This is a genomic window from Marinicella marina, assembly GCF_030065545.1.
Classification (GTDB): domain Bacteria; phylum Pseudomonadota; class Gammaproteobacteria; order Xanthomonadales; family Marinicellaceae; genus Marinicella; species Marinicella marina.
In genome coordinates this window covers 502,689-526,564 of the sequence record NZ_JASJNC010000001.1, presented here as the reverse complement: position 1 = coordinate 526,564, position 23,876 = coordinate 502,689, and the positions used below count along the sequence as shown (strand labels likewise).

20 protein-coding genes are annotated in these 23,876 nt (G+C 46.0%); 11 read left to right on the top strand and 9 right to left on the bottom strand.

Annotation, left to right across the window (positions count from 1 at the left end; genetic code table 11):
* Positions 1-28 precede the first annotated feature (28 nt).
* The 3 genes from QNI24_RS02385 to QNI24_RS02375 are packed head-to-tail and all read left to right on the top strand — an operon-like array spanning position 29 to position 2,383.
* Positions 29-580 (top strand): hypothetical protein, encoded by a 552-nt coding sequence (locus tag QNI24_RS02385; protein ID WP_267175819.1) that lies wholly within the window; start codon positions 29-31, stop codon positions 578-580.
* Positions 573-1,163, top strand: a complete 591-nt coding sequence (locus tag QNI24_RS02380; protein WP_267175818.1) for a hypothetical protein — start codon at positions 573-575, stop codon at positions 1,161-1,163. The genes QNI24_RS02385 and QNI24_RS02380 overlap by 8 nt, the downstream gene beginning before the upstream one ends.
* Positions 1,163-2,383, top strand: a complete 1,221-nt coding sequence (locus QNI24_RS02375) for a S41 family peptidase (RefSeq protein ID WP_267175817.1) — start codon at positions 1,163-1,165, stop codon at positions 2,381-2,383. The genes QNI24_RS02380 and QNI24_RS02375 overlap by 1 nt, the downstream gene beginning before the upstream one ends.
* Here the strand turns inward: QNI24_RS02375 and QNI24_RS02370 are convergent.
* Genes QNI24_RS02370 through QNI24_RS02360 form a run of 3 tightly spaced genes read right to left on the bottom strand, consistent with a single transcriptional unit; the run spans position 2,363 to position 6,771 of the window.
* On the bottom strand, positions 2,363-2,821 hold the full coding sequence (locus QNI24_RS02370; RefSeq protein WP_267175816.1) for a GNAT family N-acetyltransferase: 459 nt from the start codon (positions 2,819-2,821) through the stop codon (positions 2,363-2,365). The genes QNI24_RS02375 and QNI24_RS02370 overlap by 21 nt on opposite strands.
* 42 nt (positions 2,822-2,863) lie before the next feature.
* Entirely contained in the window at positions 2,864-5,995 is a 3,132-nt protein-coding gene (locus QNI24_RS02365; RefSeq protein WP_267175815.1) for a VPS10 domain-containing protein, read from the bottom strand.
* A gap of 14 nt (positions 5,996-6,009) precedes the next feature.
* On the bottom strand, positions 6,010-6,771 hold the full coding sequence (locus tag QNI24_RS02360) for a hypothetical protein (protein ID WP_267175814.1): 762 nt from the start codon (positions 6,769-6,771) through the stop codon (positions 6,010-6,012).
* Between the two features lie 198 nt (positions 6,772-6,969).
* Between QNI24_RS02360 and QNI24_RS02355 the strand changes: the two genes are divergently transcribed.
* Positions 6,970-8,319 (top strand): serine hydrolase, encoded by a 1,350-nt coding sequence (locus QNI24_RS02355; RefSeq protein WP_283708470.1) that lies wholly within the window; start codon positions 6,970-6,972, stop codon positions 8,317-8,319.
* Positions 8,320-8,507: 188 nt separating this feature from the next.
* Here the strand turns inward: QNI24_RS02355 and QNI24_RS02350 are convergent, their stop codons facing one another.
* Both QNI24_RS02350 and upp read right to left on the bottom strand, forming a co-directional pair.
* Complete coding sequence (locus QNI24_RS02350) at positions 8,508-9,206, bottom strand: SGNH/GDSL hydrolase family protein (RefSeq protein ID WP_283708469.1); 699 nt, start codon at positions 9,204-9,206, stop codon at positions 8,508-8,510.
* A 25-nt stretch (positions 9,207-9,231) separates the two neighbouring features.
* Positions 9,232-9,858 (bottom strand): uracil phosphoribosyltransferase, encoded by a 627-nt coding sequence (gene upp, locus QNI24_RS02345; protein ID WP_267175811.1) that lies wholly within the window; start codon positions 9,856-9,858, stop codon positions 9,232-9,234.
* A 161-nt stretch (positions 9,859-10,019) separates the two neighbouring features.
* On the opposite strand from upp, the gene QNI24_RS02340 reads away from it, so the two are divergent.
* The 5 genes from QNI24_RS02340 to QNI24_RS15410 all read left to right on the top strand — a co-directional run bounded on the left by QNI24_RS02340 (position 10,020) and on the right by QNI24_RS15410 (position 14,584).
* Positions 10,020-10,481 carry a helix-turn-helix domain-containing protein gene (locus tag QNI24_RS02340; protein WP_267175810.1) on the top strand — a complete coding sequence of 154 codons (462 nt, stop codon included), beginning with the start codon at positions 10,020-10,022 and terminating at the stop codon, positions 10,479-10,481.
* Between the two features lie 183 nt (positions 10,482-10,664).
* Positions 10,665-11,861: a PQQ-dependent sugar dehydrogenase gene (locus tag QNI24_RS02335; protein WP_267175809.1), complete on the top strand. Its 1,197-nt coding sequence runs from the start codon at positions 10,665-10,667 to the stop codon at positions 11,859-11,861.
* 142 nt (positions 11,862-12,003) lie between these two features.
* The gene (gene bioB, locus QNI24_RS02330) at positions 12,004-12,969 is read left to right on the top strand and encodes a biotin synthase BioB (RefSeq protein WP_267175808.1); all 966 of its coding nucleotides are present in this window, start codon (positions 12,004-12,006) and stop codon (positions 12,967-12,969) included.
* 128 nt (positions 12,970-13,097) lie between these two features.
* The gene (locus tag QNI24_RS02325; protein WP_267175807.1) at positions 13,098-14,255 is read left to right on the top strand and encodes an aminotransferase class I/II-fold pyridoxal phosphate-dependent enzyme; all 1,158 of its coding nucleotides are present in this window, start codon (positions 13,098-13,100) and stop codon (positions 14,253-14,255) included.
* 170 nt (positions 14,256-14,425) lie between these two features.
* On the top strand, positions 14,426-14,584 hold the full coding sequence (locus QNI24_RS15410; protein ID WP_323373312.1) for an SEC-C metal-binding domain-containing protein: 159 nt from the start codon (positions 14,426-14,428) through the stop codon (positions 14,582-14,584).
* Between the two features lie 148 nt (positions 14,585-14,732).
* Here QNI24_RS15410 and QNI24_RS02315 read toward each other — a convergent pair whose 3' ends face one another.
* A complete protein-coding gene (locus QNI24_RS02315) occupies positions 14,733-16,979 on the bottom strand; it encodes a S9 family peptidase (RefSeq protein ID WP_267175806.1) in 2,247 nt (748 codons plus the stop codon).
* Positions 16,980-17,362: 383 nt separating this feature from the next.
* Between QNI24_RS02315 and QNI24_RS02310 the strand changes: the two genes are divergently transcribed.
* Entirely contained in the window at positions 17,363-18,955 is a 1,593-nt protein-coding gene (locus QNI24_RS02310; RefSeq protein WP_267175805.1) for a metallopeptidase domain-containing protein, read from the top strand.
* Between the two features lie 29 nt (positions 18,956-18,984).
* Here QNI24_RS02310 and QNI24_RS02305 read toward each other — a convergent pair whose 3' ends face one another.
* The gene (locus QNI24_RS02305) at positions 18,985-20,628 is read right to left on the bottom strand and encodes a Na/Pi cotransporter family protein (protein ID WP_267175804.1); all 1,644 of its coding nucleotides are present in this window, start codon (positions 20,626-20,628) and stop codon (positions 18,985-18,987) included.
* 119 nt (positions 20,629-20,747) lie between these two features.
* Positions 20,748-21,875, bottom strand: coding sequence for a glycosyltransferase family 4 protein (locus QNI24_RS02300; RefSeq protein ID WP_267175803.1), 1,128 nt, complete (start codon positions 21,873-21,875; stop codon positions 20,748-20,750).
* Between the two features lie 53 nt (positions 21,876-21,928).
* Here QNI24_RS02300 and QNI24_RS02295 point away from each other — a divergent pair, with 53 nt between their 5' ends.
* Positions 21,929-22,372 (top strand): VOC family protein, encoded by a 444-nt coding sequence (locus QNI24_RS02295; protein WP_267175802.1) that lies wholly within the window; start codon positions 21,929-21,931, stop codon positions 22,370-22,372.
* Here QNI24_RS02295 and QNI24_RS02290 read toward each other — a convergent pair.
* On the bottom strand, positions 22,338-23,855 hold the full coding sequence (locus QNI24_RS02290; RefSeq protein WP_267175801.1) for a Ppx/GppA phosphatase family protein: 1,518 nt from the start codon (positions 23,853-23,855) through the stop codon (positions 22,338-22,340). The genes QNI24_RS02295 and QNI24_RS02290 overlap by 35 nt on opposite strands.
* Positions 23,856-23,876 lie beyond the last annotated feature (21 nt).

Sequence of the window (23,876 nt, the reverse complement as noted above, 5' to 3'; positions counted from 1 at the left end):
AATCTAGAATTTAAAAGGCAGTGTGAAGATGACCCAGCAAAATTACAGCAAAGACGGTCTATTGAATTTTCTTAAGGAATCAGCAGTATCAGGCATCATGAATCCTGGTGTTGCCAGAAGCCGCAAAACAGCCGCTGAAAAACTGTTGGATCATGTCACAGCAGAAGAGCGCATCAACTTGAGGGTCTTGGATGTGGATGAGTTGTGTTCACGGATTCATAAAATCGAAGACTCATCGATACGTGAAGAAGCCATGAACCTCTACAATGCCCGCTTAAAATCAGCCCTTGATGATTATTTTAATTACCTCCAATGTCCTGAATCATTCACCTCTACTGGCAGTAATCTAGCACCGGTCAAGCAGGTGCAAAAGCGCGACAGCGAGGAACAAAAAGCCCTTGAGTCCATTGCCTTACACCATGCCGGCACCCAAGATGACATCATCCCAATACCACTGCGTGAAGGGTTGATTGTTTATTTACAAGGCCTGCCATTGAACCTAACCCAGACCGAGGCCAATAAAATCGTCAACGTGGTCAAAGCCTACGTGCAAAGCGATGATGGAGCGGCCGATGAATAAATACTTGATGTATGCGCCAATGGCAGTATTTGGCCTGACCGCATTTTTCCTGTTTCAATACTTCATGCATCAAAATGAACCGTTTGCTTTTCGCGATAACTTGGTGCCAGAACTGATTGGTTTTTGTTTAGAAGGTTTTTTTTGGATTGGCCTGCTGTCCTACTTTCAAAAATCCCGAGAAATGCAACGCAAAAATGAGCTTTGGTTGTCTTTGCGCGGATCATTGCGCAGCTTCCTGTCTTATTTAGACATTGGCTTTCTCGATCAACATGCCGAGCCCATGCCTTCAGTGGTTCTGGAAAAAGACCCCAAGATCATTCAAAGATTCATCAATCAAATAGAAAGCCAAGAGTTGGATTTAGAGAGTATGGTTTACTTGAAAAAAACCTGTATCCATTCTCTTGGCTTGGTAAGAGATTTGGTGCCGGTGGCAGCTCAACTCAGTGCCAACCACATGCGTTGGTGGATTGCCATCACGGATTCTATGCGCCACTTGGCCGACTCTAATGATCGCCAAAAATTAGAAAAGAACACGTTGATTCTGCTGAAAAATATTCAAGAATTTGATGCGCTGGAGTATTGATGGTGAATAGATTTCTTTTCTGGCTTGTACTTGCACTGCTCAATTGGAATCATGTGACAGCCAGCAACAACCATCACTACCAAGCAGCCATGCATCAGGCTTTGGCTTTGATTAAGCAAAACCATGCCTACCTGAAAGAAAGCAAACTAGAATGGACATGTCTGGAACAGACTTATCTTGAGCGCGCTTCACAAGCAAATGATGCCAAAAGCATCTTACTGGCGTTTGAACATTTGATGTTGGAGTTTGCTGATAATCACATGATATTAAACACCAATAACAACCATTCTTATCGGCTGGACGCACCTGTTGTGGTGAGAGCTGACGGCGATGATTATGTGGTGTATGATGTCAGGAAAAGTCAAATAGACAAGGCCAAGACCATCAAAGTGGGCGCTCAATTTGTGGCGCTGAACCAGAAAATACCACAACAAATCATCACTGAATTTCCGACCAATTGCCTGGATAAAAGCAATCGTAAAAATCAAACATGGATTATCAACAAAGCGCTGGCAGGTGTATACGCTGAGACGCGAAAGCTGACCCTTCTAGACAACAACTATTACACAGTAGACCTGGATAAACTGACAGCAAAGACCAACCAGTCTTTATTGGATCATGAAATAAGAGAACACATCGGTGTCATCCGCATCAATGATGCTCTGGGCAACACAGACTTGATTGAAGCCTTTGATCAAGCGCTCAATGAAATGCAGGATACCAACGGTTTGATTCTGGACTTGCGCAACACCATCAGTGGTGGCGATTCCTACATGGCCAGAGCGATTATGGGTCGTTTGATAGACCAGCCCAGAGCCTATCAGAAACACCAATTTATAGAACAACGTGGCGATGCTGAGGGCGTCACCCGATCTTGGGTTGAATACGTTTCACCGAGAGCCCCCCATTACAACCAACCCGTGGTGGTATTAGCCAACCCATGGACCGGCAGCATGGCTGAAGGCATCACCATTGGACTACAAGGCATGGGCAGGGCCACTTGGATAGGCACAGAGATGGCCGGCCTTCTAGGCGCAGTTGACCAATTCCAATTACACGGCGTGTGGTTCAGTATGCAAATGCCCACAGAACAATTATTCCAAGTGGATGGCGCCCCAAGAGAGGCCGCCAAGCCAGACATATTACAAGCAGCCGAAGGGAAAGAATTCGATGACCTTTTGCTTGCCGCCATCACATACTTAAACAGTAAAAATCAGTAGTGGTAAAACCCGCCCCGGGATACTCAAAGAGGGTTTTTCACCGACTTTGACGCAACCCATTTTGAGATAAAACATTTCCGCATAAGGATCCGACTGAATCAGTACCTGTTTAAAACCGGCTTGTCCAGCTTGATTCATGGCATGCGTAAACAACCTTTTCCCCACACCTGAACCAATCTGTTGGGGCTCAATAAACAAAGCTTCCAGCTCGCCCTTTAATGGATTCATGCCCACCAACTGATAGAAGCCCAGTATCTCCCCATCGCACCAAGCCACAAAAGTTATTTCCTTGTTGATGGACTGTGCGGTGTAAGTTAACTCATGCTTGCAGGCTTGAATGAACTCGGCTGAATAACCCCAGTGAGCCTTAGAACGCTGTGCCAGTCGACTCAGCAAGCGGCTTTGGCTGGGGTCGGCAGACTGGATGACTAAGGACATAAAAAAAGGGACCCATCGGCCCCTTTTAAGTGCAAACAATCATCAATGATGCACATGAGCCCCATTGACCAACCACGCTTTGTTCACTGGTGGCGTGGCCAATCCCATGCCATTTTTCTCATCCCAAGTGGCTCGATCAAGCAACTCAATAGGTGATGCTTTATCCATCAACTTATTCAAACCTGGCAGTTGTTTATCTAACAGGTTTTGTCCGGCATCAAGTGCGGTTGCAACCTCAGCAATCAGACGCGCTGCCGTTTGGTATTGCGTCTGACTCGGTTGGCCGCTGTAGCCCACCACGTTACCAAACAAAGTACCCAACTGTTCGCGCAGCTTAGATTCGCCGGTAATCATGCCTTTTTTGGTGGCAGTGAACTGGGCATTCAAATCCTGATAGGACAACTTGAATCGCTCAACTTTCTTCTGTGCTGAAGCCGAAAGATCCGCCTGTGACTCTAACTGGCTGACCACATCTTTGAGTTGGCTTAAGCTGAAAGTCAAATCGTTGATGGCATCATACAGTTGCATCGACAACTGTTGTTGTGCCTGGCGGTCCTCGCGGGTGTGCTGAGACCTTGGGTCTGGTACCAATTCAACCGTTGAATAATACTTCTTCTTGCCTTTTATCAACTCGACTTTGTAAGTGCCTTCTGCCACCCTGGGTCCGACAAAACCCGGCACCAGCGAGGTTGAAGGCGGAAACTTAGGCGCCTTCAGCCGCATTGGCCACTCCACTCGATTGATCCCACGGCGCTTGCCTGCCACCAATGAAGTGATGACTTGATCATCTTCATCTAAGATGTTGATTTTCATGTCACCAAACATGTGACGCTTCTTCAAATAATAGGTAATCACTGCCACCTCTGAAGGGTTGGCGCCGATGAAATCATCGCCACCAGCAAAGCTTTGTAGCGCCCCACCTTCAACCATGACAGCCGGACGTGAAGGTAACATCACCACGTTCTCGGTGAGGTTTTCTTGGGTCAATGCGCGCAATGGTGAGATGTCATCAATGATGTAAACACCCCGACCATGGGTGGCTAAAATCACATCATGTTCAGTGGGGTGAATCACCAAATCATGGATGGCGACTTTAGGTAGGTTTTCTTTGAAACGAGACCAATTGGCACCGGCATCTAAACTGATATACAGACCAAATTCCGTGCCCAAAAACAACAAGTCTGGGTTGACTCGGTCCTGTTTTATCACCCAAGCATAGCCCAAATCATCAGCCGCCAGTTTTTGCCAGCTTTTACCAAAATCATCGGTGCGGTAAGTATAAGTTTTCATGTCACCGGTGCGATGCCCATCAAAGGTAACAAAAGCCGTTCCCACCTCGTGTGGACTGGCTGTGACCCGTGATACCCAAGTACCTTTGGGTACGCCTTTGATGTTTTTACCGACGTTTTGCCAGCTGTCACCGGCATCTTTAGAAACGTGAATCAAACCATCATCCGAACCGACCCACAACAATTTTTTATCAAGCATCGATTCTGCGATGGTATAAATGGTGGCGTTGTTCTCGGCGGTTGAATTATCAATGGTCAGGCCACCGGTACTTGCTTGGCGCTGGCGCTTGGGGTCATCGGTGGTTAAGTCAGGTGAAATGGTTTGCCATGACTCACCACGATCAGTGGATTTATGCAGGTACTGTGAGCCGTAATAAATGGTGCCTATATTGGCCTCACTGACCAACAATGGCGTGTTCCAGTTAAAACGCAAAGCCTCTTCACCGTCACCGGCCACCGGTGGAATGTTCTTCAACTCTCCCACTTCTCGGTTCAAACGCAACAGCTTGCCGCCTTGGTATTCTGAGTAAATGGTGTTGTGATCTTGTTTATCAACAAAGGCCCAAAAGCCATCACCCATACCAATCGAATTCCAATCACCAGGCTTGATACCACCAGCCGCGCGCGACGGGCCTTCCCAAGAACCGTTGTCTTGTAACCCACCATAAACATGGTACGGCCATTGATCATCGTGTGAAACATGATAAAACTGACTGACCGGCAAGGTACCCACCATGCGCCAGTTACCACCTTTGTTGTAGCTGATGTAAACGCCACCATCGGTTCCAAGTACCAGTTGGTTGGGGTTGTTCTCATTGATCCACAAAGCATGGTGATCTGGATGGATGGGGATATTGAACCCACCACCAAACATGGAAGTGAAAGTCTCGCCACCATCGGTACTGGTTACCGTGATGAAACTGGGCTTGTAGACCCGCTCAGGGTCAGTGGGATCGACTTTTAATTCACCAAAGTAAAAAGGCCGCATTTGCACCATACCCGCATCGGATTTGCGCTGCCATGATCGGCCCATGTCATCACTGCGATATAAGGCAGTCTCCTCAGCCTCTACCGTGGCATACACCGTCGTACTTTGTGAGTGCGCAATGGCCAAAGCAATTCGACCTTTGTCATCAGCCGGTAGGCCGTTGATCATTTCCTGCCATGTATCACCGCCGTCGATAGAACGGTATAAACCACTGCCCTCACCGCCTGAAGTGAAATAGTCAGGGTAGCGACGAAATTGCCACATGCCCGCATAAATGATGTTGGGGTTATTGGGATCAATCACCAAATCTGAACAACCGGTGCTTTGATTGATATAAAGCACTTGTTGCCATGTTTTTCCAGCATCAGATGTTTTGTATACACCACGTTCTTTGGCGTCATTCCACAAAGCACCTGTGGCACAAACAAACACCGTGTCGGATGATTGGTTGCTGACTTCAATGGCTGCAATGCGTTCGGTTTTTTCTAAACCCAAATGCTGCCATTTATTGCCTCCATCGTTCGAGAGATAGACACCATCACCGACTGAAACCGTATTTCTTACCCAAGATTCACCAGTCCCCACCCAAACATTAGACTCATTATTGGGGTCGACTTTTATGGCGCCGATTGATTGGTTGTAGTCATCGAATATCGGTTCAAACCCAATGCCACCATCTTTCGATTTCCACACCCCGCCACTGGCCGTGCCGACATAAATCACGGGGGTATCACTGTTGGTTGCATCCAGTGCCGCGATGCGACCACTCATGACAGCAGGCCCAATGGCCCTGGCTTGTAGTCCGCCAAAAGTGTATGAATCCACTTTGGCAGACTGCGCCACAAAGGAAGCTGGCAGCAGGGAACCCGCCAGCCAGCATAATGTTGATATTTTCATCTGGTCAACTCCGCTTATTCAGTTTTTTCAGCGGGCTCTTTGACAGCAACCACCGGCATCTCAAATAGTGAATCGTCAACTTCAAGGTTGATTTCGACTTGTTCTAAGCTTAAATTTTGAGCTTCAACACCATTCATTTTTACCAGCATCGAATGAGCCACGGGCACACTGGCCTCACCAACTTCTTTGTAATCACTGAAATATGTTTCTGCTTCAACTTCCTGCCCCATCATTTTCATTTTTGATCGGGTCATGACTTCGATTTTGTATTCTTCATCCAAAAACACCTCAACCACATCGCCTGAAGGTTTAGTTGCTTTGATTTCTATCACTGGCGTGCCTTCAATCTCAGTTAATCCAACCAATTCCAATTTAATTCCCTTGGCCTCATGATTGACCAATGGGCCTTCGATGTCTGACTGCTCTTTGACTTGTTTCAATTCATCAGCTGATAGTGCCACTGGATCATCCTTGCCCATAAAGGGCATCACTTGCCAACCCATTTCACCGTCATAGGCTTGGATGCCCTTCATGCCTTGCACCTCAAAGGTGGTGTGCACTTTATCTGGTGCCTTGTAAGTGAACTCAAAAGGTGCTTCCATCACACCCATCATCATTTTTCCTGAGGTTTTCATGGTTTTCATGCTTTGAATCACTTCCATACCACCTTTTGCTTCAATGTATTCAGCCAAGACATCATCTAATTTCAAGTCCTCAGCTAAACTCATCATTGAAGTACCCAACAATGCTACCGCAGTTAATAATTTAAATTTCATCTTCTACACTCCACTTCAATTCAAAGAAAACAAACATTTTAACCACCTCAAGGCCAAAACACAGTGCTGTTGGTCACATTTGTCTTTCAACTACTGTATGTAAAACTGCCTAATGGGCTATATCAATTGAGCCATTACAGCCATAAAATAAACTTATTTAAAATCATCAAAATAACAAATCCAGTCGGAGCATATATGTTGAAAACAATCACTTTCATTGCATTATTAGTCACTCAATTGGGTCTGGCTCAAATCCCTGATGATGTGAAGAAAGAAGTCGATTTGCGCGTCCAACACGGACTCAATGCGTCTGTTGTGATTGGTGTGTTCGAACAGGGTAAGTCGCACTATTATGTCAATGGCTGGCAAAACCGAGCCGCGAAGATTCCTGCAACCAGAGAAAGTATTTACGAAATAGGTTCCATCAGTAAAACTTTTACCAGTTTGCTGCTGGCCAGTTTGAGCCAAACCCATGGCTTTACAATCAATGATTCCGTACAAGACCATTGGCCAAAACCCTTTCAGCTGATTGACCAGGCTGAAAAACCAGTTACATTTAAACATTTGGCCACACACACATCAGGTTTACCCCGCTTACCCAGCAACCTCAACTTATTCAGTACCGACCCTTATGCCAGCTATGACCGCAATGATTTGATCAACGGCGTCATGGCCAGCAAACCACAACAAGCTGGTAGCAGCTATGCTTACTCTAATTTCGGTGCCGGCCTGTTGGGCGAAAGCATGGCGGTGATTACCAATTCCACCTACAACGACTTGATTCAACAACACGTCCTCGGGCCATTGGAGTTAAATCAGACTTACATGACTCTTGAAGCTGTTCCAGATGAACTTTTGGCTCAAGGTTATTCCGGTAACAGTACCGCGCAAGCCTGGAACTTCAAAGCATTGGCTGGCGCCGGTTCGATTCGCAGCTCCGTGAAAGACCTGTTGCACTATGGTATGGCCTACTTGGCCGCCGACCAGTCAGCGCTTGAAGATGCCATGAATTTGGCTACTCAAGTGCATTTTTCCAACAACCGAACTCAAGTTGGCTTGGGCTGGCACTTCACGGCATCTGGAATCATCTGGCACAACGGAGGTACAGCAGGGTTCAGTTCCATGCTGATGATTGATAAAGCACAAGAAAAGGTGGTAGCCGTAATCACCAACGCTGATCCAAATAATAATGTTGAAGACATTGCGGTGCATTTAATGGACCCATCCAAGCCGATGAGAAATCATGACTTCCCTGTGGCCATTGATCCCAGCGAGTTGGATGCTTTCATCGGTGAATTTTACAATGAATCAAATAAAAAACCTTTGCGCATTGAGCGTCGCGATGATCAGCTGTATCTGGTTGCTCCTAAACAGCCTAAATTTGCCATGTCTTATATTGGTGATAACACATTCAAGTTGAAGCTTGTGAATGCCAAGATAACATTCAAAGCCAACGATGAGGGTCAAATAAACGGTCTTGATTTCATCGGCTGGGGTGAGCCGCAAGCTTATATTTTGTCCAGCAAAACTGAATCAATCACCGATTGAGCCAACGCTTGATCTTTCTTAACGGCGCGGTTAACCGCCATGATGTTGAGCTTTCCAATTCTTGAATGCGGTTCAGCATTTGTAAACTGCTTCCTGTATTGAGCGGTTTTATTCAGTGTTTCAAGGTTATCAGTTGTTCTAGCATCGATGCGCTAATGGGCCTTGAATATGACAGCAGTATAACATGCTCAAATCGATTTTATGATCTGTGCAGCCAGTCTCTCAGCCCATATTTGATACGTGCTAGGCCCGGGATGAAAGCCATCACTGGCGGCTTTGGCATCATCTGGATAGTCACGTAAAGAGTGAAAATGCACCTCCGCGTGTTCTGCGCAAATTTTCTCTAACGCGACATTCATTTGATCAGCCACCGCACCCAAATAAGCATTGAGCGGCCATGGCAAAGCGGGAAAATCACCCACAGGCGGCAGACCAGACATGATGATGAGTTGTGGTTGGTGTTTGGCTTTAAGCAATGAAAGCAGGTTTTGTTGTTGCTTGACCCATGCTTTAACTGCCACTTGTGAAGTCACATCATTGACCCCCAGTGCGGTGATGACGACATCAAATTGACTGGCCTCGCTTGTTTCCAATATGGCGATCATTTGTGCAGTGGTGCGTCCCGTCTCTGCCAGCATCAGATACTTAACCTGGTGCCGCTGACAGAGTTGGCTCAACAGCTGTTCCAATAAAGATTGTTCAGGCACCAGAGCACCGACACCAGCTGCGGAGGAATCACCCATTAGCAATAATTTTAATGGCCTGCCTTTACCTTTGACGCCTTTGGCTGGTATTTCAGGCTCAGGTAATACTGGGGTTTTGTGCCGCACCCACCAACCCTGAATGAGCAGAATCGGGCCAAACAGTATTTTAAACAACAACAGCATCAACTTTGAGCAGCCAATTCAACCGCTATAAAGTACCAAATATTTTATCGCCAGCATCTCCCAAACCAGGCAAGATATAGCCTTGCTCGTTGAGGTGGTCATCGACTGCTGCGACATAGATATCAACCTCGGGATGCTTTTGTTCAATGCGTGCGATGCCCTCAGGTGCTGCCACTAAAAAAATCCCTTTGATCTTTTTGCAGCCGGCCTGTTTCAGCAAATCCAAGGTGGCATCTAAAGTACCCCCAGTGGCTAACATTGGATCTATCACAATGACAGTTTTATCTTTGATGTCAGCAACCAGTTTCTCATAATAGTTCTCAGCCTCTAATGTATCCTCATTGCGCGCGAACCCAACCACCGAGACGCCAGCACCAGGCAACATTTGTAGCACCCCATCCAACATACCTAAACCGGCACGGAGTATGGGCACAACTGAAATATCTTGGTTACTGACTTTTTGCACTTCGGCTTGGCCGGCCCAGGTATCAATGGTTACTTCCTTGGTGCTTAAATCTTGCGTGGCTTCATAGGTCAGTAAGACGCCTATTTCAGCCACAATGGCCCTGAAATCTTTTACCAAGATGTCTTTGTTACGCAACAAACCGATTTTGTGTTTGACCAAAGGGTGATTGATTTCATGTACAGGCATAGCATACTCGTTGAATGGAAAAACAGCATTCTAACAGATAGAAACAGATTGGATTAATTGGATACGCTACGTAATGGCGACTTGGTGACGCAAGGATGACGTAAAGACTTTGAGGTATTTATGCTTTACTGATGGCTTTATAATGGGGTAACCAAAACAACATGAACCAAGCCGAGATGCAAATAGACACCTTCCAACTAAAAACTTTGAGACAAACCAAAGGCTGGACCCAACAACACCTGGCCGATGTCAGTGGTATCAGTCTGAGAACCATTCAACGCGCCGAAAGTAAAGGCTCCGTGTCAACCGAAACCCTCAATAGCTTGTGTGCGGTTTTTGAACTGAATCGAGAAGAGTTACAAAGACCAACTCAATCAGAGAAAGACAAAATCATCAACAAAGGTTTCCGCGTTGCATTAATTTCTGTGGCATTGGCACAAGTGTTGTTGATAATGATGGTCTGGGTATTCGTCGGATCAATCAATTTATTGTGGCTCAAAACGCTGCTATTGAGCTGGGTGGTCATTGGATTTATTTACTTTGTCTACCTGAGCACACTAACCAGCCACAAGCTAAAAGACTACCAGGCATTGAAAGAACTGAACAAAAAAACACGTTCATAAATTTCTTATTGAGAAACACCGAAACCAACACAACCACGATGTGTCTTACCTAAAATCAACCGTTTAGTCGCCAAGATTGACCGTTGATACTTTTTCATATTTACCTTATCACTCACTTCACCTAAAACTGATTCATAAAATACAAAGACACGAACTGGGGTACCGATGTCTGTCAGGGATATTATGAAAAATAACATGCAAACCAAAGCCGTAGCACTGATTTACATTTTGTGGGGTTTTCAATCCATGGCCCAACCGGTGGGTGTAGATGTCATCGAAGTGGCCAACGGCTTTTTTCAATCCGTTGGCGTCACTTCCGCCAAGGACAACAGCCAGAGACTGTTTGTGGTTGAACAAGGCGGTACCATCCAGGTAGTGAAAAATAATGAAGTCAATAATGAGCCACTTTTAGACATTGACGCTTTGGTTTTATCTGGAGGTGAAAGAGGACTGTTAGGCTTGGCTTTTCACCCTGACCATGAGACCAATGGTTACTTCTTCGTGTTTTACAGCAACAATGAAGGCGATAATGAGCTGGTCAGGTATACCATTTCTGCTAACAACCCTGATTTGGCTGATCCTAACAGTGCTTATAAAATACTTAAAATAACCGGATTAGCCGGAAACCACAACGGTGGCGATTTGCACTTTGGTCCTGATGGCTTGCTTTATTTAAGCACCGGTGATGGTGGTTTGAATATATTTGAACCACAAAACAACAACAGTTTATTGGGTAAAATTTTAAGAATAGATGTCGATGGTGATGATTTTCCAACTACTGAAGATATCAATTATGCCATTCCTGCCGATAACCCATTTGGTAATGCTGTTTGGATCAAAGGTTTTCGAAACCCCTGGCGTTTTTCAATTGATCGCTTGAACGGCGATTTGTTTATTGGTGATGTTGGCGAAGACCGCTGGGAAGAATTCAATCACCTACAATCTGGCTCTGCCGGCGGACAGAATTATGGCTGGCCTTGTTTTGAAAACAATGATGCCTTTTTTACCAACGATGCCACTTGTCAGGCCATTACCAATCAAATTTCACCCATTGCCGTTTTGGAACATGACATCCCTGGCTCTGAAAATTGTTCAGCAGTGGGCGGTTTTCGCTACCGTGGTAATGATTATCCAGGTTTGTACGGGTGGTACTTTTATACTGACTGGTGCGATGGGAAATTTTGGGCCGCTGAACCCAGCCAAAATGATTCATGGAACAGTTACAACCTGGGCACACTGGTTGGCAGTTTTACTGTAACAGGCATGGGTGAAGGTGATGATGGCGAATTGTATATCATGGGTGGCGAAAGCCTGTATCAATTAGTTGGCATCCCTGCGCCTGATTTAATCTTCTTTAATGGTTTTGAACAAACTCAATAGGTTTTGACCGCTGGAGGGGCTCATGTCAACCCGAGCTTCTCTGGCATTTTATGGCTAACGGTCGTTTGAAATTCGGGCTCAATCATTGACTATTGGCTATTGGGAAAGCATACTGCCTTACTTTGTTTTAAAATGCCCTGTGATGACTAAAAGCACACCCATCAGACACGACTGGACCATTGATGAAGTGGAAGCCTTGTTCGCTGTACCGTTCAATGATCTGCTGTTCCAAGCACAGCAAACGCACCGCGAATTTTTCAACCCCAATCACGTCCAAATCAGCACCCTATTGAGCATCAAAACCGGAGCCTGCCCTGAGGACTGTAATTACTGTCCACAGTCGGTGCGTTACGACACCGAGGTTGAAGCCGAACCATTGATGCCAGTTGATGCCGTTCTGGAACAAGCCAGTTTGGCCAAAGAACAAGGTGCCACCCGATTTTGTATGGGGGCCGCTTGGCGCAGCCCCAAAGATCGCGATTTGGATCAGGTCATTGGCATGGTTAAAGGGGTCAAAGCCTTAGGCATGGAGACTTGTCTGACCTTAGGTATGCTGTCCCCTGAACAATCAAAAAAGCTTTCTGATGCAGGCTTGGATTACTACAACCACAATATCGACACATCCGAAGAGTATTACCAGAAAATCATCACCACGCGTAAATTTGAAATGCGCATGGACACCTTAAAAAATGTTCAAGAATCAGGCATCAATGTCTGCTCTGGTGGAATCGTTGGCATGGGTGAATCACAGCGTGACCGCGGTGGCATGTTAATGGCCTTGGCTAACTTGGACCAACACCCAGGCAGTGTACCGATTAATTCATTGGTGCAGGTTGAGGGCACACCACTGCATGGCATTGACAAAATCGATGCGCTTGATTTCGTCAGAACCATTGCGGTGGCACGGATCATGATGCCGAAATCCATGGTGCGTTTATCCGCGGGTCGTAATGACATGTCAGAAGCGGTGCAAGCGATGTGCTTTTTTGCCGGCGCCAATTCCATCTTTTACGGTGAGAAGTTATTAACTACCGCCAATCCAGAAGAAAACAAAGACATGGCGCTGTTCAGAAAACTCGGCATTGAACCTATGCCAAAGAATCACTGAGACATGATTCCGTGGCTGCTGCCTACGAAGCATAACAAACCAAGGCCATTGCGTGAGGCATCATGAGCTGCCTCAGCTTGTTTATAACTGGTTTATAATGTTCACAAACAAACCGAAACATTACATCAGTGTCAACCAAGCTCGAACAACAACTGGAAAAACTCAAAGCCGATAATTTGTTTCGTCAGCGCATGACGAGAACTTCAAAAGCAGCGCGATATGTGTCTATTGAAGGTAGGCAGATGTTGAACTTCAACAGCAATGATTACCTGGGACTGGCTAACCATCCGGAAGTGCTGGCAGCGGCGCAAGAAGCCTCGCAGATGTTTGGTTTTGGCGCCACAGGCTCACCTTTGATGTCTGGCTATACATCCTTACACCAAGAACTGGAATATGCCATGGCTGATTTCCTCGGTTATCCCAAAGTGGTTTTGTTCTCAGCCGGTTACTTGGCCAATATTGGTATTGCACAGGCCTTTTTGAAGCGCAATGATTGGTTCATTCAAGATCGCTTGAACCACGCCTCATTGATTGATGCAGCACACATTACCGGCGCTGAGCTGAAACGCTATCCACACTTAAACAATGAAAAAGCAGAAGCCATTCTTAAGGACGAAATAAATAAGTTTAAATTATGGGCCACCGAAGGCGTTTTCAGTATGGATGGTGATTCACATGATTTGTTCAGGGCCGCGCTAAGCGCCCACACCTACAACGCCCTGCTATGGGTCGATGACTGCCATGGTGTAGGTGTATTGGGCGATAATGGCCGCGGCGTGTTAGACACCATGACTCTGAGCGAGTCCGAGGTGCCTATCCTCTCAGGTACCTTTGGTAAAGCGTTCGGTACCTGTGGGGCTTATGTCGCTGGTTCTGAAACCCTCATTGAAACCATCATCCAGAAAGCCCGCACTTATAAATACAACACCGCCCTGCCTGTTCCCGTGGTGGCGGCCACATTGAAGGCACTGGAATTGATAAAGACAGAGCCTTGGCGGCGTGAAAAAGTCGCTGATTTAATCTATTATTACAAAAAACAATGTGACCAATACGGGCTGGCCGAACAAGCCAAATTCACTGATTCTGCCATTCAACCCATCATGCTCAAATCCGAAACCGCGGCGCTTGAAAAATCCGACTACCTCAAAACATGTGGCATCATCACCACCGCCATCAGACCACCCACCGTACCCAAAAACCAATGCAGATTACGTATCACCCTGAACAGCGAGCTGGAACGGGAGGACATTGATCTGTTGATACAGTGTTTGATTGGTAATTACTGACCCGTAAACCACGAATAAATATTACCTAGGTTGAACGCAAATGAAGCCAATTTCAGTTGAAAAACTTTCATCAACAGAACTGTTTTCAAATACAATGCATTTCGCCAAAGACTCAGGCATAAAAACAGAGTCCATTGATAAAAAGGAGAAACTCATGAAAAACAGTAAATATCCATATTCCTTTCGAGCCAACCAGTAAACGCCGAAAAGGCTACCCATCAGAAACCCATGTCAAAAAAGGCCACCGCTTTGTACACGGCGATAAAGAACTGATAGAAAAGTTAGGCCGCAATGATCCTTGTCCATGTGGATCACGGAGGTTATTTTAGAAATTGCTGCCTCAAGTCAGGTTGCTTTTGACGACAGTAATCGGCATTATTACCAACGTTAAAATCTGACTCAATAACAGCGGTGTGTAACCGCTGTTATTTCGTTGGGGCTGTTTGATAATAGCCCATAGGCTTTGTCTATAACCAATCAATCAGGCTGTAAATGCTCAATAAAGTACTTGCTCTGCATGGTATACAAATGCAAAGAGGTACCCTCGCCTTCAACAATACCGTGACGGCGGTTGGGGTAGGCCATGAAGTCAAACTGTCGGTTGTGTTTAATCAATTCATTGATCAAACGCTCTGCACCTTGGTAATGCACGTTGTCATCGCCGGTACCGTGCACCAATAACAATTTCCCTTGTAGGTTTTTCGCATGTGTAATCGCTGATGCTTCGCGGTAATTTTCGGCAAAATCCGTCAGTAACCCTGAGTAACGCTCCTGGTAAATGGAATCATACAAACGCTGGTCAGGCACTGGTGCTCTGGATACACCGACATGGTATTGGTCAGGGTAGCGGAACAACAAGTTCAAGGTCATTGACCCACCGCCAGAATGCCCCCAAACACCGACTCGATCACAATCAATATAATCCCAGCGTGCACACATGGCTTGCAAGGCATCGGCTTGATCGCGGGCGCCCAAGGGGCCTATGTTACCGTACACCGAGCGACGCCAGTCACGACCGCGCGGTGCTTTGGTGCCGCGGTTATCTATCGATGACACGATGAAACCTTGTTGCGTCATCATTAAATGCCAGATATTACGGGTGCTGTAGACATCCCTCACGGTCTGGCCCGCTGGTTCACCATAGACAAAATTAATTAACGGATATTTTTTATTCGGATCAAAATTGGGCGGGCGCATCAAAAACCCGTCCAAACGCAAACCATCTCGGGCTTCTACGCGGTAGAACTCAACCTCATTCTTAGCCAACTTTTCGATCTTTTCTACCAACTCGGCGTTGTCCTCCAGTACATGATGCGCCTTATGATCAGGCAGTGACACCAAGGTTGAAACTGGTGGACTCAAAAAACTTGAAACCGTGTGTATCGCCCAGGTGGCATCCGCTGACATTTTGTAACTGTTGGTGCCAACAGACTCAACGGGAGTGATTCGTTGCATTTGGCTGCTGTTTGTATCACCATTGCCGTCCAAGCGGGTGCGGAACAAATAACGCTGCGAAACTTCATCAGGTGAGGCAATAAAATACAACCAACCCTTAGCCTCATCGACCGACACCAATTCGGTGACATCAAAGTCACCTGGAGTCAAATCAATCACATCTTGACCATCGCGAGAGACTCGATAGACATGCTTCCAGCCATCCCGTTCGCTTTGCCACAAGAAGTTTTTAGAATCCTTGAGCCACTTCGGGTCCTCCACCAATTCAATGAATGTTTCTTCTTGTTCAACAAAAAAAGGTCTGGCCTCACCGGTTTTGGCATCGGCATAAAACAAGGTGTTGGTGTCTTGTTTGCGGTTCATTTGTTGAATCAGTACTTGATCAGCATTATCCGCCCAGTCCATCCGCGGCACATACATGTCTTTGGGCACGCCCGGTAAGGTCACCCAAACAGTTTTCGGTTCAGCAATGGTGGTGATACCGATGCGTGCACCCGAATTTTCCTCACCGACTTTGGGATATGGTATGGCGTTTACTTCTGGGTACAACGTGTCGGTGTTGTTAATGATTAAAAAATCTTGGGCCGCGTGGGTGTCCAGTTGCCAATAAGCGATGCGCTGGCTGTCAGGGCTCCAGCGAAAACCATCTTGAATGCTGAACTCTTCTTCATACGCCCAATCAAACAAGCCATTGATGATGGTGTCTGATGCATCAGTGGTCAGGGCGGTGATTTCACGGGACTTTAAATCCTGCACATAAATATTGTTGTGGTAAACATAAGCAAACTTCTGCCCATTGGGTGAAAATTTACCAAACATCATTTGACTGGGTTCATAGTCATCGCCACCCAATTGCCACAACTCATCATTTTGTAGGTTCAATACCCAGTATTCTCCCCGCGTTTTATCCCTCCAGACGTATTTGGCGTTGGTGTAAATCAACACCAGCTTGCGGTCTTTCGACCAATTGTAACTGTCAACCGGCAAGGCATTTTCGCTGCCCTCAGGGGTTAATTGCGCCAATGAAATCAACACCTCACGCTCTAAAGTGGCCGGATCATACTGAACGATTTCTTCATAGAGCTTGATGTCATCGCCGTACTGGTCTTTTTCCAGCTCAGCCTCTTCAAAACCTTGAGCCGTCTCCAGTGCCGTGAAGTAAGCACCCTCGTCGGCCCATCTGATGACCCCTGGTCGCTGTGGGTTGTACTCCCAATCTTGGTAAATGGCTTCATTGGTCAAAATAACAGCGGCAGAATCTTTGGTCATGACTGGCTTCTCCTTTGATGTGGTACTACAAGCGGTCATCATCATGACGAGGACTGCTGTGGTGATTGTTAGGTATGGTTTATGCATGATTGACATGGTATTTTGGCGGTTGTGATTGAGTCATACATTATAGAGACTCAGGGTTAAATACAAAATGGGTTATCTTTTCGCAAAAATTATAACAGCTCACGTGGATATAAATAAAACTGATTATTTGATAAAAAGAGCGCCGAAATTACCCATGCTTGGGTTTTAATTCAATCTCAGCACTAAGCATCAAAAAAACAACCATATTGAGCGCCATAATTTGAACCAGTTCGCAGCCAGGGATCAAATTACACCTATAATGAATCGATACCATCAAATCAATCAAAGCAACACCTATGAACCAAGAATCCCACCCAACCACCTGTTCAACCCAACTGCAGCGTCATCAATTAGTGGTAATTTTTGTGACTATGCTGTTGGCTTTCATTAACCAAGCTGCAGCACAGACAGCACCTAAAGAATCACCTGAGACCATTCGCTGCAGCATCTATCTGGTGGCCACACAGCAGACTGAAACATCACACACCGAAAGCCTACACTGTCAGTACAGCAATGGCCTGTCCTATCAACTGCAAGGCCTCACTCAAGCATTCTTGCAACAGCAGCAAAAAGTCAGTCAATTGATTGATGAGGCATTGATCCATAATGTGATTCAAATCACCGGACTGAAAAAGCATCAAACCGCTCAAATAACCACCGCCAAAGCCAGGCTTCGTCAACAGCTTAAAACATCGGCACAGCCACAACTCAGCATCAGCCAATTTCAGCAAACATCCGATCAAATCATCTTATCCCCACAATCCCAGTGGTCGCTATTTTTTGATGCGGCTGAATTCGATGCCAACATAAGTGCGTTGACCGTGGCCGATGAATCAACTTTGTTGGCAGCCGGTGGTGGCATCAACGAAAGAACTGCTTTGATGATTCATGTCACAGCCAATGATTTCAGCACCACCGACACCCCAGCTGCTTTGGCTGATTCGGTCTTTGGTACCGCTGGCGATGAGGTCAACATGACCTCTCAGTTTGATAATTGTTCCTACGGACAGTTACAGATGATGCCGGCACAAGGGCAAAACATCACCAACGGCGTGGTAGAACTGACAATCAACATCGATGTCGAAGGTGAATCAAGGGGTACGGTAAGGAATGCTGTGGTCGCTGCTGGCAATCAATTGTTTGGTAGTTTATATGCCCAAGCCGATCACATCATGTTTGCCCTGCCTCCGAATACCGAAGGTGGCTGGATAGCTTACGCCTCAATCAATGGCGCCTCATCCACATATAACAACCGCTGGGCCACCTATGTCAGTGCGCAAATGCATGAACTGGGCCATAATTTTGGCATGGGGCACTCGGGTATTGGCTCCAATGAGTATGCTGACAGATCAGGCATGATGGGCTACTCTTATTCCAGTGACGATGGACCTAGGATGTGCTTCAATGCGGTCAAAAGTTCAAAATTTGGCTGGTATGAAAACAAAGAGCTGACTTTTTATGAGAGTGATTGGCGCATTGGCCAGGATACTTGGCGCGGCCAAATCACCGGCATCGCTGATTATGATCAAGCCACTGCCAACCAGCATAACCTAATCAAGGTACACAGCATTGACGGTGATCAGAGTTCATCAAGCATCCACATCAACTTCAACCGTGATGCTGGCATCAACAGCGGTACCAGAGACGGACAAGATCGCTTGATGGTAACCTCAACCAACAGCCCAACCGGTTACAACACATCACTGGTTGCTGCCAATCTGGCCTCTGGGGAGTCTCAAACTTTTAACGCATTTTGGTCAAACAACAAAGATTTAATCATCACCGTTTTGGACATCACCACCGATACCAATGGGGTGATGTATGCCGATGTTGAATTGCGAGTTGATTTTAACCAGGATGATGTGATTTTCAATAACGGCTTTGATTAAATCCTTATGGTTGCATACCACGGGCATGATCAGCGCTTATGCTGCTGACTACCAATTGCTCGCAGGGCTTTGATCAAGGCGCTTTTTGAGTTATAAGTTTCTTTGTTGACATTCAACAAGGTCGAAAGCTTGGTGGCGTCAACTTTTAAGTGAATCATTTGTTGATGAATGAAGGCGCGTATTTCTCGCCGAGCGTTATTGGCATGGACTTTGAGCTCATCCAGTTCATCAGGCAAAATTTCACAATCTGCAGCCATCATCTTTATTAAGAATTGATAGTCACGAACCGTTGACTTCATGATTGTGGCATAAAGTTGCTGGATACTTTTTTCAGTACTTTGATCAAACTCGAGGATGTTTTCATGTATGTCTTTGACTGACTTGGCCGCGTATATAGCAGCTCTGATGGCCTGCATGTAATGATCAATCTGATGCCCCAATACATAATTTTTATTTGCTTTAGATGTTTCAGGTTGACTCATTCTTTGCACCGCCATGGCATAACTGATGATTTCACCCTCCAGGCCTTTTAAGTGGGTGTAAAATTCCAATGTACTGTGTTGTCTGAAATCAACGGGTAGATCCTCAGTGGTTATTGTATTATTTTTGATACCCAATAAACGCATATTGAAGAACAACACCAAGGCAATCAAACGATTGACTTCCAATGCCAAAGCCTGCATTGCAGCATCTGTGACACTCGCCGGAACAGCATCGATGTAGGCCACAGAATGCGGATGTGTTTTGGTTTTTACCACCTGTTCCAACCAGTCACTGAAAGTGCCGATAAAAGGGATAAAAAGCAGTAATCCCGTCAAATTGAAAAAACTGTGGAAAGCCACCAAACCCAACAATGGGTCAGAGATCTGCAAATAAGCTATGACCATTAATATCCAATGGATTGATACAAATGCCAAGACATCAACCACCAAATTAAATATCACATGCGCCAAGGCCAATCTGCGCTTTGCTGTGGCGCCTTGTATACCCCCCAGCATCACTGTGCTGGTGGTACCCAAATCGGCACCGATGACCAAGGCTGCTGCTGCTGGTAAGGTCAGTAAATCAGCATACAAAGCGGATAAAGCCAGCATCATCATGACGGAACTGCTTTGGATGATGGCGGTAATCACCAACCCAAACAACAAATAGACAATCAGTGGGTAGCCTTGTAAAGCGCCCAAACTGAGCTGACCCGATAGCACACTGGCACTGTCTTTCATCAAGCCCAAGCCGAGTAGTAACAAGGCCAAACCCAAAACCGCCAGGGCCACTGCTTGAGATTTGTTTTTCAACAAACCATAACCCAAACCACCCAGTCCCAGCAACGGATAAACCATCACACCCATATCAACTTTAAAACCCAGTGTGGCCACCAACCAACCCGTAAAAGTAGTGCCTAAGTTTGAGCCAATAACCACACCTATACCGTTGACCAATGGCATGATGCCAGCGCCGACAAAGGCCAGCGTGATTAAACCAACCAAAGAGCTGCTTTGCACCATGGCTGTGGCCAGAATGCCCGTGCTGACAGAGCGCAATGGTTGGTTGGTTGAAGTTACAATCCAGCGATTGAAGTGGGGTCCGGCCAAAAGTTTTAAGGCTGTCTCGAGCTGTTTCATCCCAAAAAGAAACAAACCCAAACCTGCCAATGCTTGCCAAAGTCCCATCATTTAATGAATCAGCTTAAAGCACCATTATGCGCTATGGCCTCATTTCAAGTTTTGATTGATATCAAGAAAGGGTTTTAACAATGCTCAATAACACGTCTTACTGCGAACGAATGAAGCCGCTATCTGTATGCCTTGGTTGTTGCAGTTGCACAGCGCTGCCAAGTGAAGTTGGCAGCATGATCACAACCAGCTGATTGCGCTTGGCTGATCCAGTCTACATCTTCAAGCCCACGCTTTAATCGAGCGGCAATGTCATCAACATCCAATGGATTACACAACAAAGCATGGTTGGCTGCCACCTCAGCCATGGCTGAATCGGTACTGGTCAGTACCGGTGTGCCTGAAGCCATAGATTCAATGATGGGCAGTCCAAAACCCTCATACAGAGAAGGAAAAGCCGTAAGGGTGGCTGCTGCATACAAGTGTTGTAACTGTTGTTGGCTGACATAGCCCAAACTGATGATTTGGCCCTGTTGTACCATTGTTTTGATGGTTCTATTGAGCTTACCATTGAGCCAACCAGCTGAACCCACCAAGACCAAGGGCTGGGCCCTTCTCAAAGCAGGCGATAGCAAGCTGTAGGCCTGTATCAACCGCATCAGGTTCTTACGTGGTTCTGTGGTCGCCACGGCCAATACATAAGTTTTGAATCCCAATCCATGAGCTTGTAAGGTTGCTTGACACTGCTCTTCGGTATAAGTTTTGAACCCCTCGCTGACACCCAAAGGTGTGACATGAATTCGTTCGGCTGGATAAGCATAATGCTTGATGATTTCTTGTTTCACATAGTTAGTTGGCGTGACCAAAGCATCTGCCTGTTGCAAGGTCTTTGGTATCGCATGGTCTAAAAATTTGAGTCGGTAGCCCGGCTGAGTCTCTCGGTAATTTACGAATGAGAGGTCATGAAAGGTAGCCACTGAACGTCCAACAAAAGGCATCAATATAAAATTAGGGCTGTGCAACACATGCTCTTCCATGCCTACAGACAACTGAGTAAACTTACTTGCTCGGCGACTGGCATAAAGTTTCAGTGCCAGTGATTTAATAGGTATCCACGTCCTGGCCGCTGATAACCATTTGTTTTCTGCTGTTGATAGCTCAATGTCTTCAACCCAGTGATCCGCTGAGAAAAATTTGATGTGTTCGATCTCTTCATGTGCAGCCAAGGCTTGACCCAAGTTGAGCGCATAACGACCAATTCCAGTCAAAGGGTGGGTAATGGCGTCAACGTTTAAAATGACTTTCAAAAATTATTCTCATGCTGCTATGATGATGTCTTTGGATTATAACAACTTTCACCATGTCGAAACACATACATGCGCCTTTTCATTTGGCCATTCCGGTCAGAAACATCAGTGAATCTAAAGATTTTTACATCAACACCCTGGGTTGTAAACCGGGCAGAAGCAGTGAAGAGTGGATTGATTTGGATTTATTTGGACACCAGTTGGTTTGTCATTTAGACCCGTCATTGGGACCAGAAGGCAAGGTCAAATTAATCAATAATGAGGTCGATGCCCATGGCGTGCCTGTGCCACATTTTGGTGTGGTTCTGGACATGGCCCAGTGGCAAAAACTGGCAGATACCCTAACCGCTGCCGGTACTGACTTTGTGATTGAACCTTACGTGCGTTTCAAGGGCAAGGCGGGTGAACAAGCCACTTTGTTTTTCTTCGACCCATCAGGCAACGCACTCGAGTTCAAAGCTTTCAAGGATTTACAGCAGCTTTTTGCGGTTGATTAACTGTCATTTCAACACCAACCGATCGCCAGCGTTTGATTTCATCCTTTAAATCAGCCTTGATTAATGGATGATCAACCAACCATTCGGTTTTAATGGTTATTTCAATGCGTTTATCGTTGTAGTTAAAGTGTTCGACGGGTACCGGCTCAAAGTGCCTGTTGCGAGCAAATATGACTGCCAACCGCAATACCACAAGCAATGACATCACCACCTCATGTTGGCGCTCGGTTAAATTGGCCAAAACAGACTTACTGATTTTTCTGCGATGCAGTCTAATCAATGTTGCCATCACTAACTTCTGCTGGTTCGAAAAGCCTGGCATGTCAGCGTGTTGAACCACATAAGCACCGATTTTATGGTACTGGCTGTGGGCAATGGATAAACCAATCTCATGTAGTTTGACCGCACCAAAAAGTAAATTCAGTAAGCGTTTCTTAATTTTCACCTCTGAGTGTCCCAACAAATCTTCGCTGTGCCTCTGCACGTTTTCTGCCTGAACTGTATCAACGGTGAATTGTTCAACCAATTTTCTGATACTGCGCTTAGTGACAGAAATGGATTTGGGCCCATCCAACATTTCATAAATCAAGCCTTCACGCAAAGCACCTGTTGAAACCTCCATTTGCTGCAAAGTGAAGGCCTTCATCAAGGCATAAACAATGGCCAAACCGCCAATAAAAACAGGCCGTCGGTCTTCACTCAAGCCTGACAACTCCGTCAATTGATCTATTGTTCCCAAATCAAAACACCTTTCTTTGAGTTGCTCCAATCCTGCCACTGTGATGCCAGTCAAAGCAAATTCATTGACTTCTAGAATTTTTGCCGTGGCACGCATGGTACCTGAAGCACCCACACTGTGTTCCCAGCCTTGTTTTTTAAATGATTGGATGAATGGATTAAGCTCTTGTAAAGCATGTATCAATGCACGTTTCCAGTTGTGCTCATTGATCATACCGTCACTGAAATACTTTTTGGTGTAACTGACACAACCCATGTGTAAGCTCTCTCTTTTTTCCGATTTAACCCCTTCACCAATAATCAATTCGGTACTGCCACCACCAATGTCCATCACCAGCTTTCGCGAGGGGCTGTCACTGGTCGATTGGGCCACACCCAAATACAGCATCCGCGCCTCTTCCCGGCCTGATATGATTTCAATCTCATGGCCCAAGATTTGCTCTGCTCTTGCCAGAAACTGTTGTGAGTTTTTAGCCACCCTCAGGGTGTTGGTGCCTACGATTCGGACCCGCTGATCAGGAATGTTTTCAATTCTTGCCGACATCGCCTCAAGCGCTTCATAGGCTTTATTGAGGTATTCGGATGAAATCATTTTTCTGTGATCTAAACCAGCAGCCAATCGCACCATGTATTTGACTGAATCTAATGGATAAATTTGTCCTGACTTGAAGGTGGCAACCAGCAAATGAAAGGAGTTCGAACCAAGGTCAATGGCTGCGTAACTGAGCGGTTTGGATTGTGACATGCCATTATTTTAACCAATGGA

Bases quoted from the DNA above. Each gene is read 5' to 3' on its own strand.
- QNI24_RS02335 (WP_267175809.1), top strand. From the start codon at position 10,665: ATGAAAAATAACATGCAAACCAAAGCCGTAGCACTGATTTACATTTTG.
- QNI24_RS02375 (WP_267175817.1), top strand. From the start codon at position 1,163: ATGGTGAATAGATTTCTTTTCTGGCTTGTACTTGCACTGCTCAATTGG.
- bioB (WP_267175808.1), top strand. From the start codon at position 12,004: ATGACTAAAAGCACACCCATCAGACACGACTGGACCATTGATGAAGTG.
- QNI24_RS02370 (WP_267175816.1), bottom strand. From the start codon at position 2,821: ATGTCCTTAGTCATCCAGTCTGCCGACCCCAGCCAAAGCCGCTTGCTG.
- QNI24_RS02385 (WP_267175819.1), top strand. From the start codon at position 29: ATGACCCAGCAAAATTACAGCAAAGACGGTCTATTGAATTTTCTTAAG.
- QNI24_RS02365 (WP_267175815.1), bottom strand. From the start codon at position 5,995: ATGAAAATATCAACATTATGCTGGCTGGCGGGTTCCCTGCTGCCAGCT.
- QNI24_RS02305 (WP_267175804.1), bottom strand. From the start codon at position 20,628: ATGATGGGACTTTGGCAAGCATTGGCAGGTTTGGGTTTGTTTCTTTTT.
- QNI24_RS02295 (WP_267175802.1), top strand. From the start codon at position 21,929: ATGTCGAAACACATACATGCGCCTTTTCATTTGGCCATTCCGGTCAGA.
- QNI24_RS02290 (WP_267175801.1), bottom strand. From the start codon at position 23,855: ATGTCACAATCCAAACCGCTCAGTTACGCAGCCATTGACCTTGGTTCG.
- QNI24_RS02340 (WP_267175810.1), top strand. From the start codon at position 10,020: ATGAACCAAGCCGAGATGCAAATAGACACCTTCCAACTAAAAACTTTG.
- QNI24_RS02315 (WP_267175806.1), bottom strand. From the start codon at position 16,979: ATGACCAAAGATTCTGCCGCTGTTATTTTGACCAATGAAGCCATTTAC.
- QNI24_RS02350 (WP_283708469.1), bottom strand. From the start codon at position 9,206: ATGCTGTTGTTGTTTAAAATACTGTTTGGCCCGATTCTGCTCATTCAG.
- QNI24_RS02360 (WP_267175814.1), bottom strand. From the start codon at position 6,771: ATGAAATTTAAATTATTAACTGCGGTAGCATTGTTGGGTACTTCAATG.
- QNI24_RS02310 (WP_267175805.1), top strand. From the start codon at position 17,363: ATGAACCAAGAATCCCACCCAACCACCTGTTCAACCCAACTGCAGCGT.
- upp (WP_267175811.1), bottom strand. From the start codon at position 9,858: ATGCCTGTACATGAAATCAATCACCCTTTGGTCAAACACAAAATCGGT.
- QNI24_RS02380 (WP_267175818.1), top strand. From the start codon at position 573: ATGAATAAATACTTGATGTATGCGCCAATGGCAGTATTTGGCCTGACC.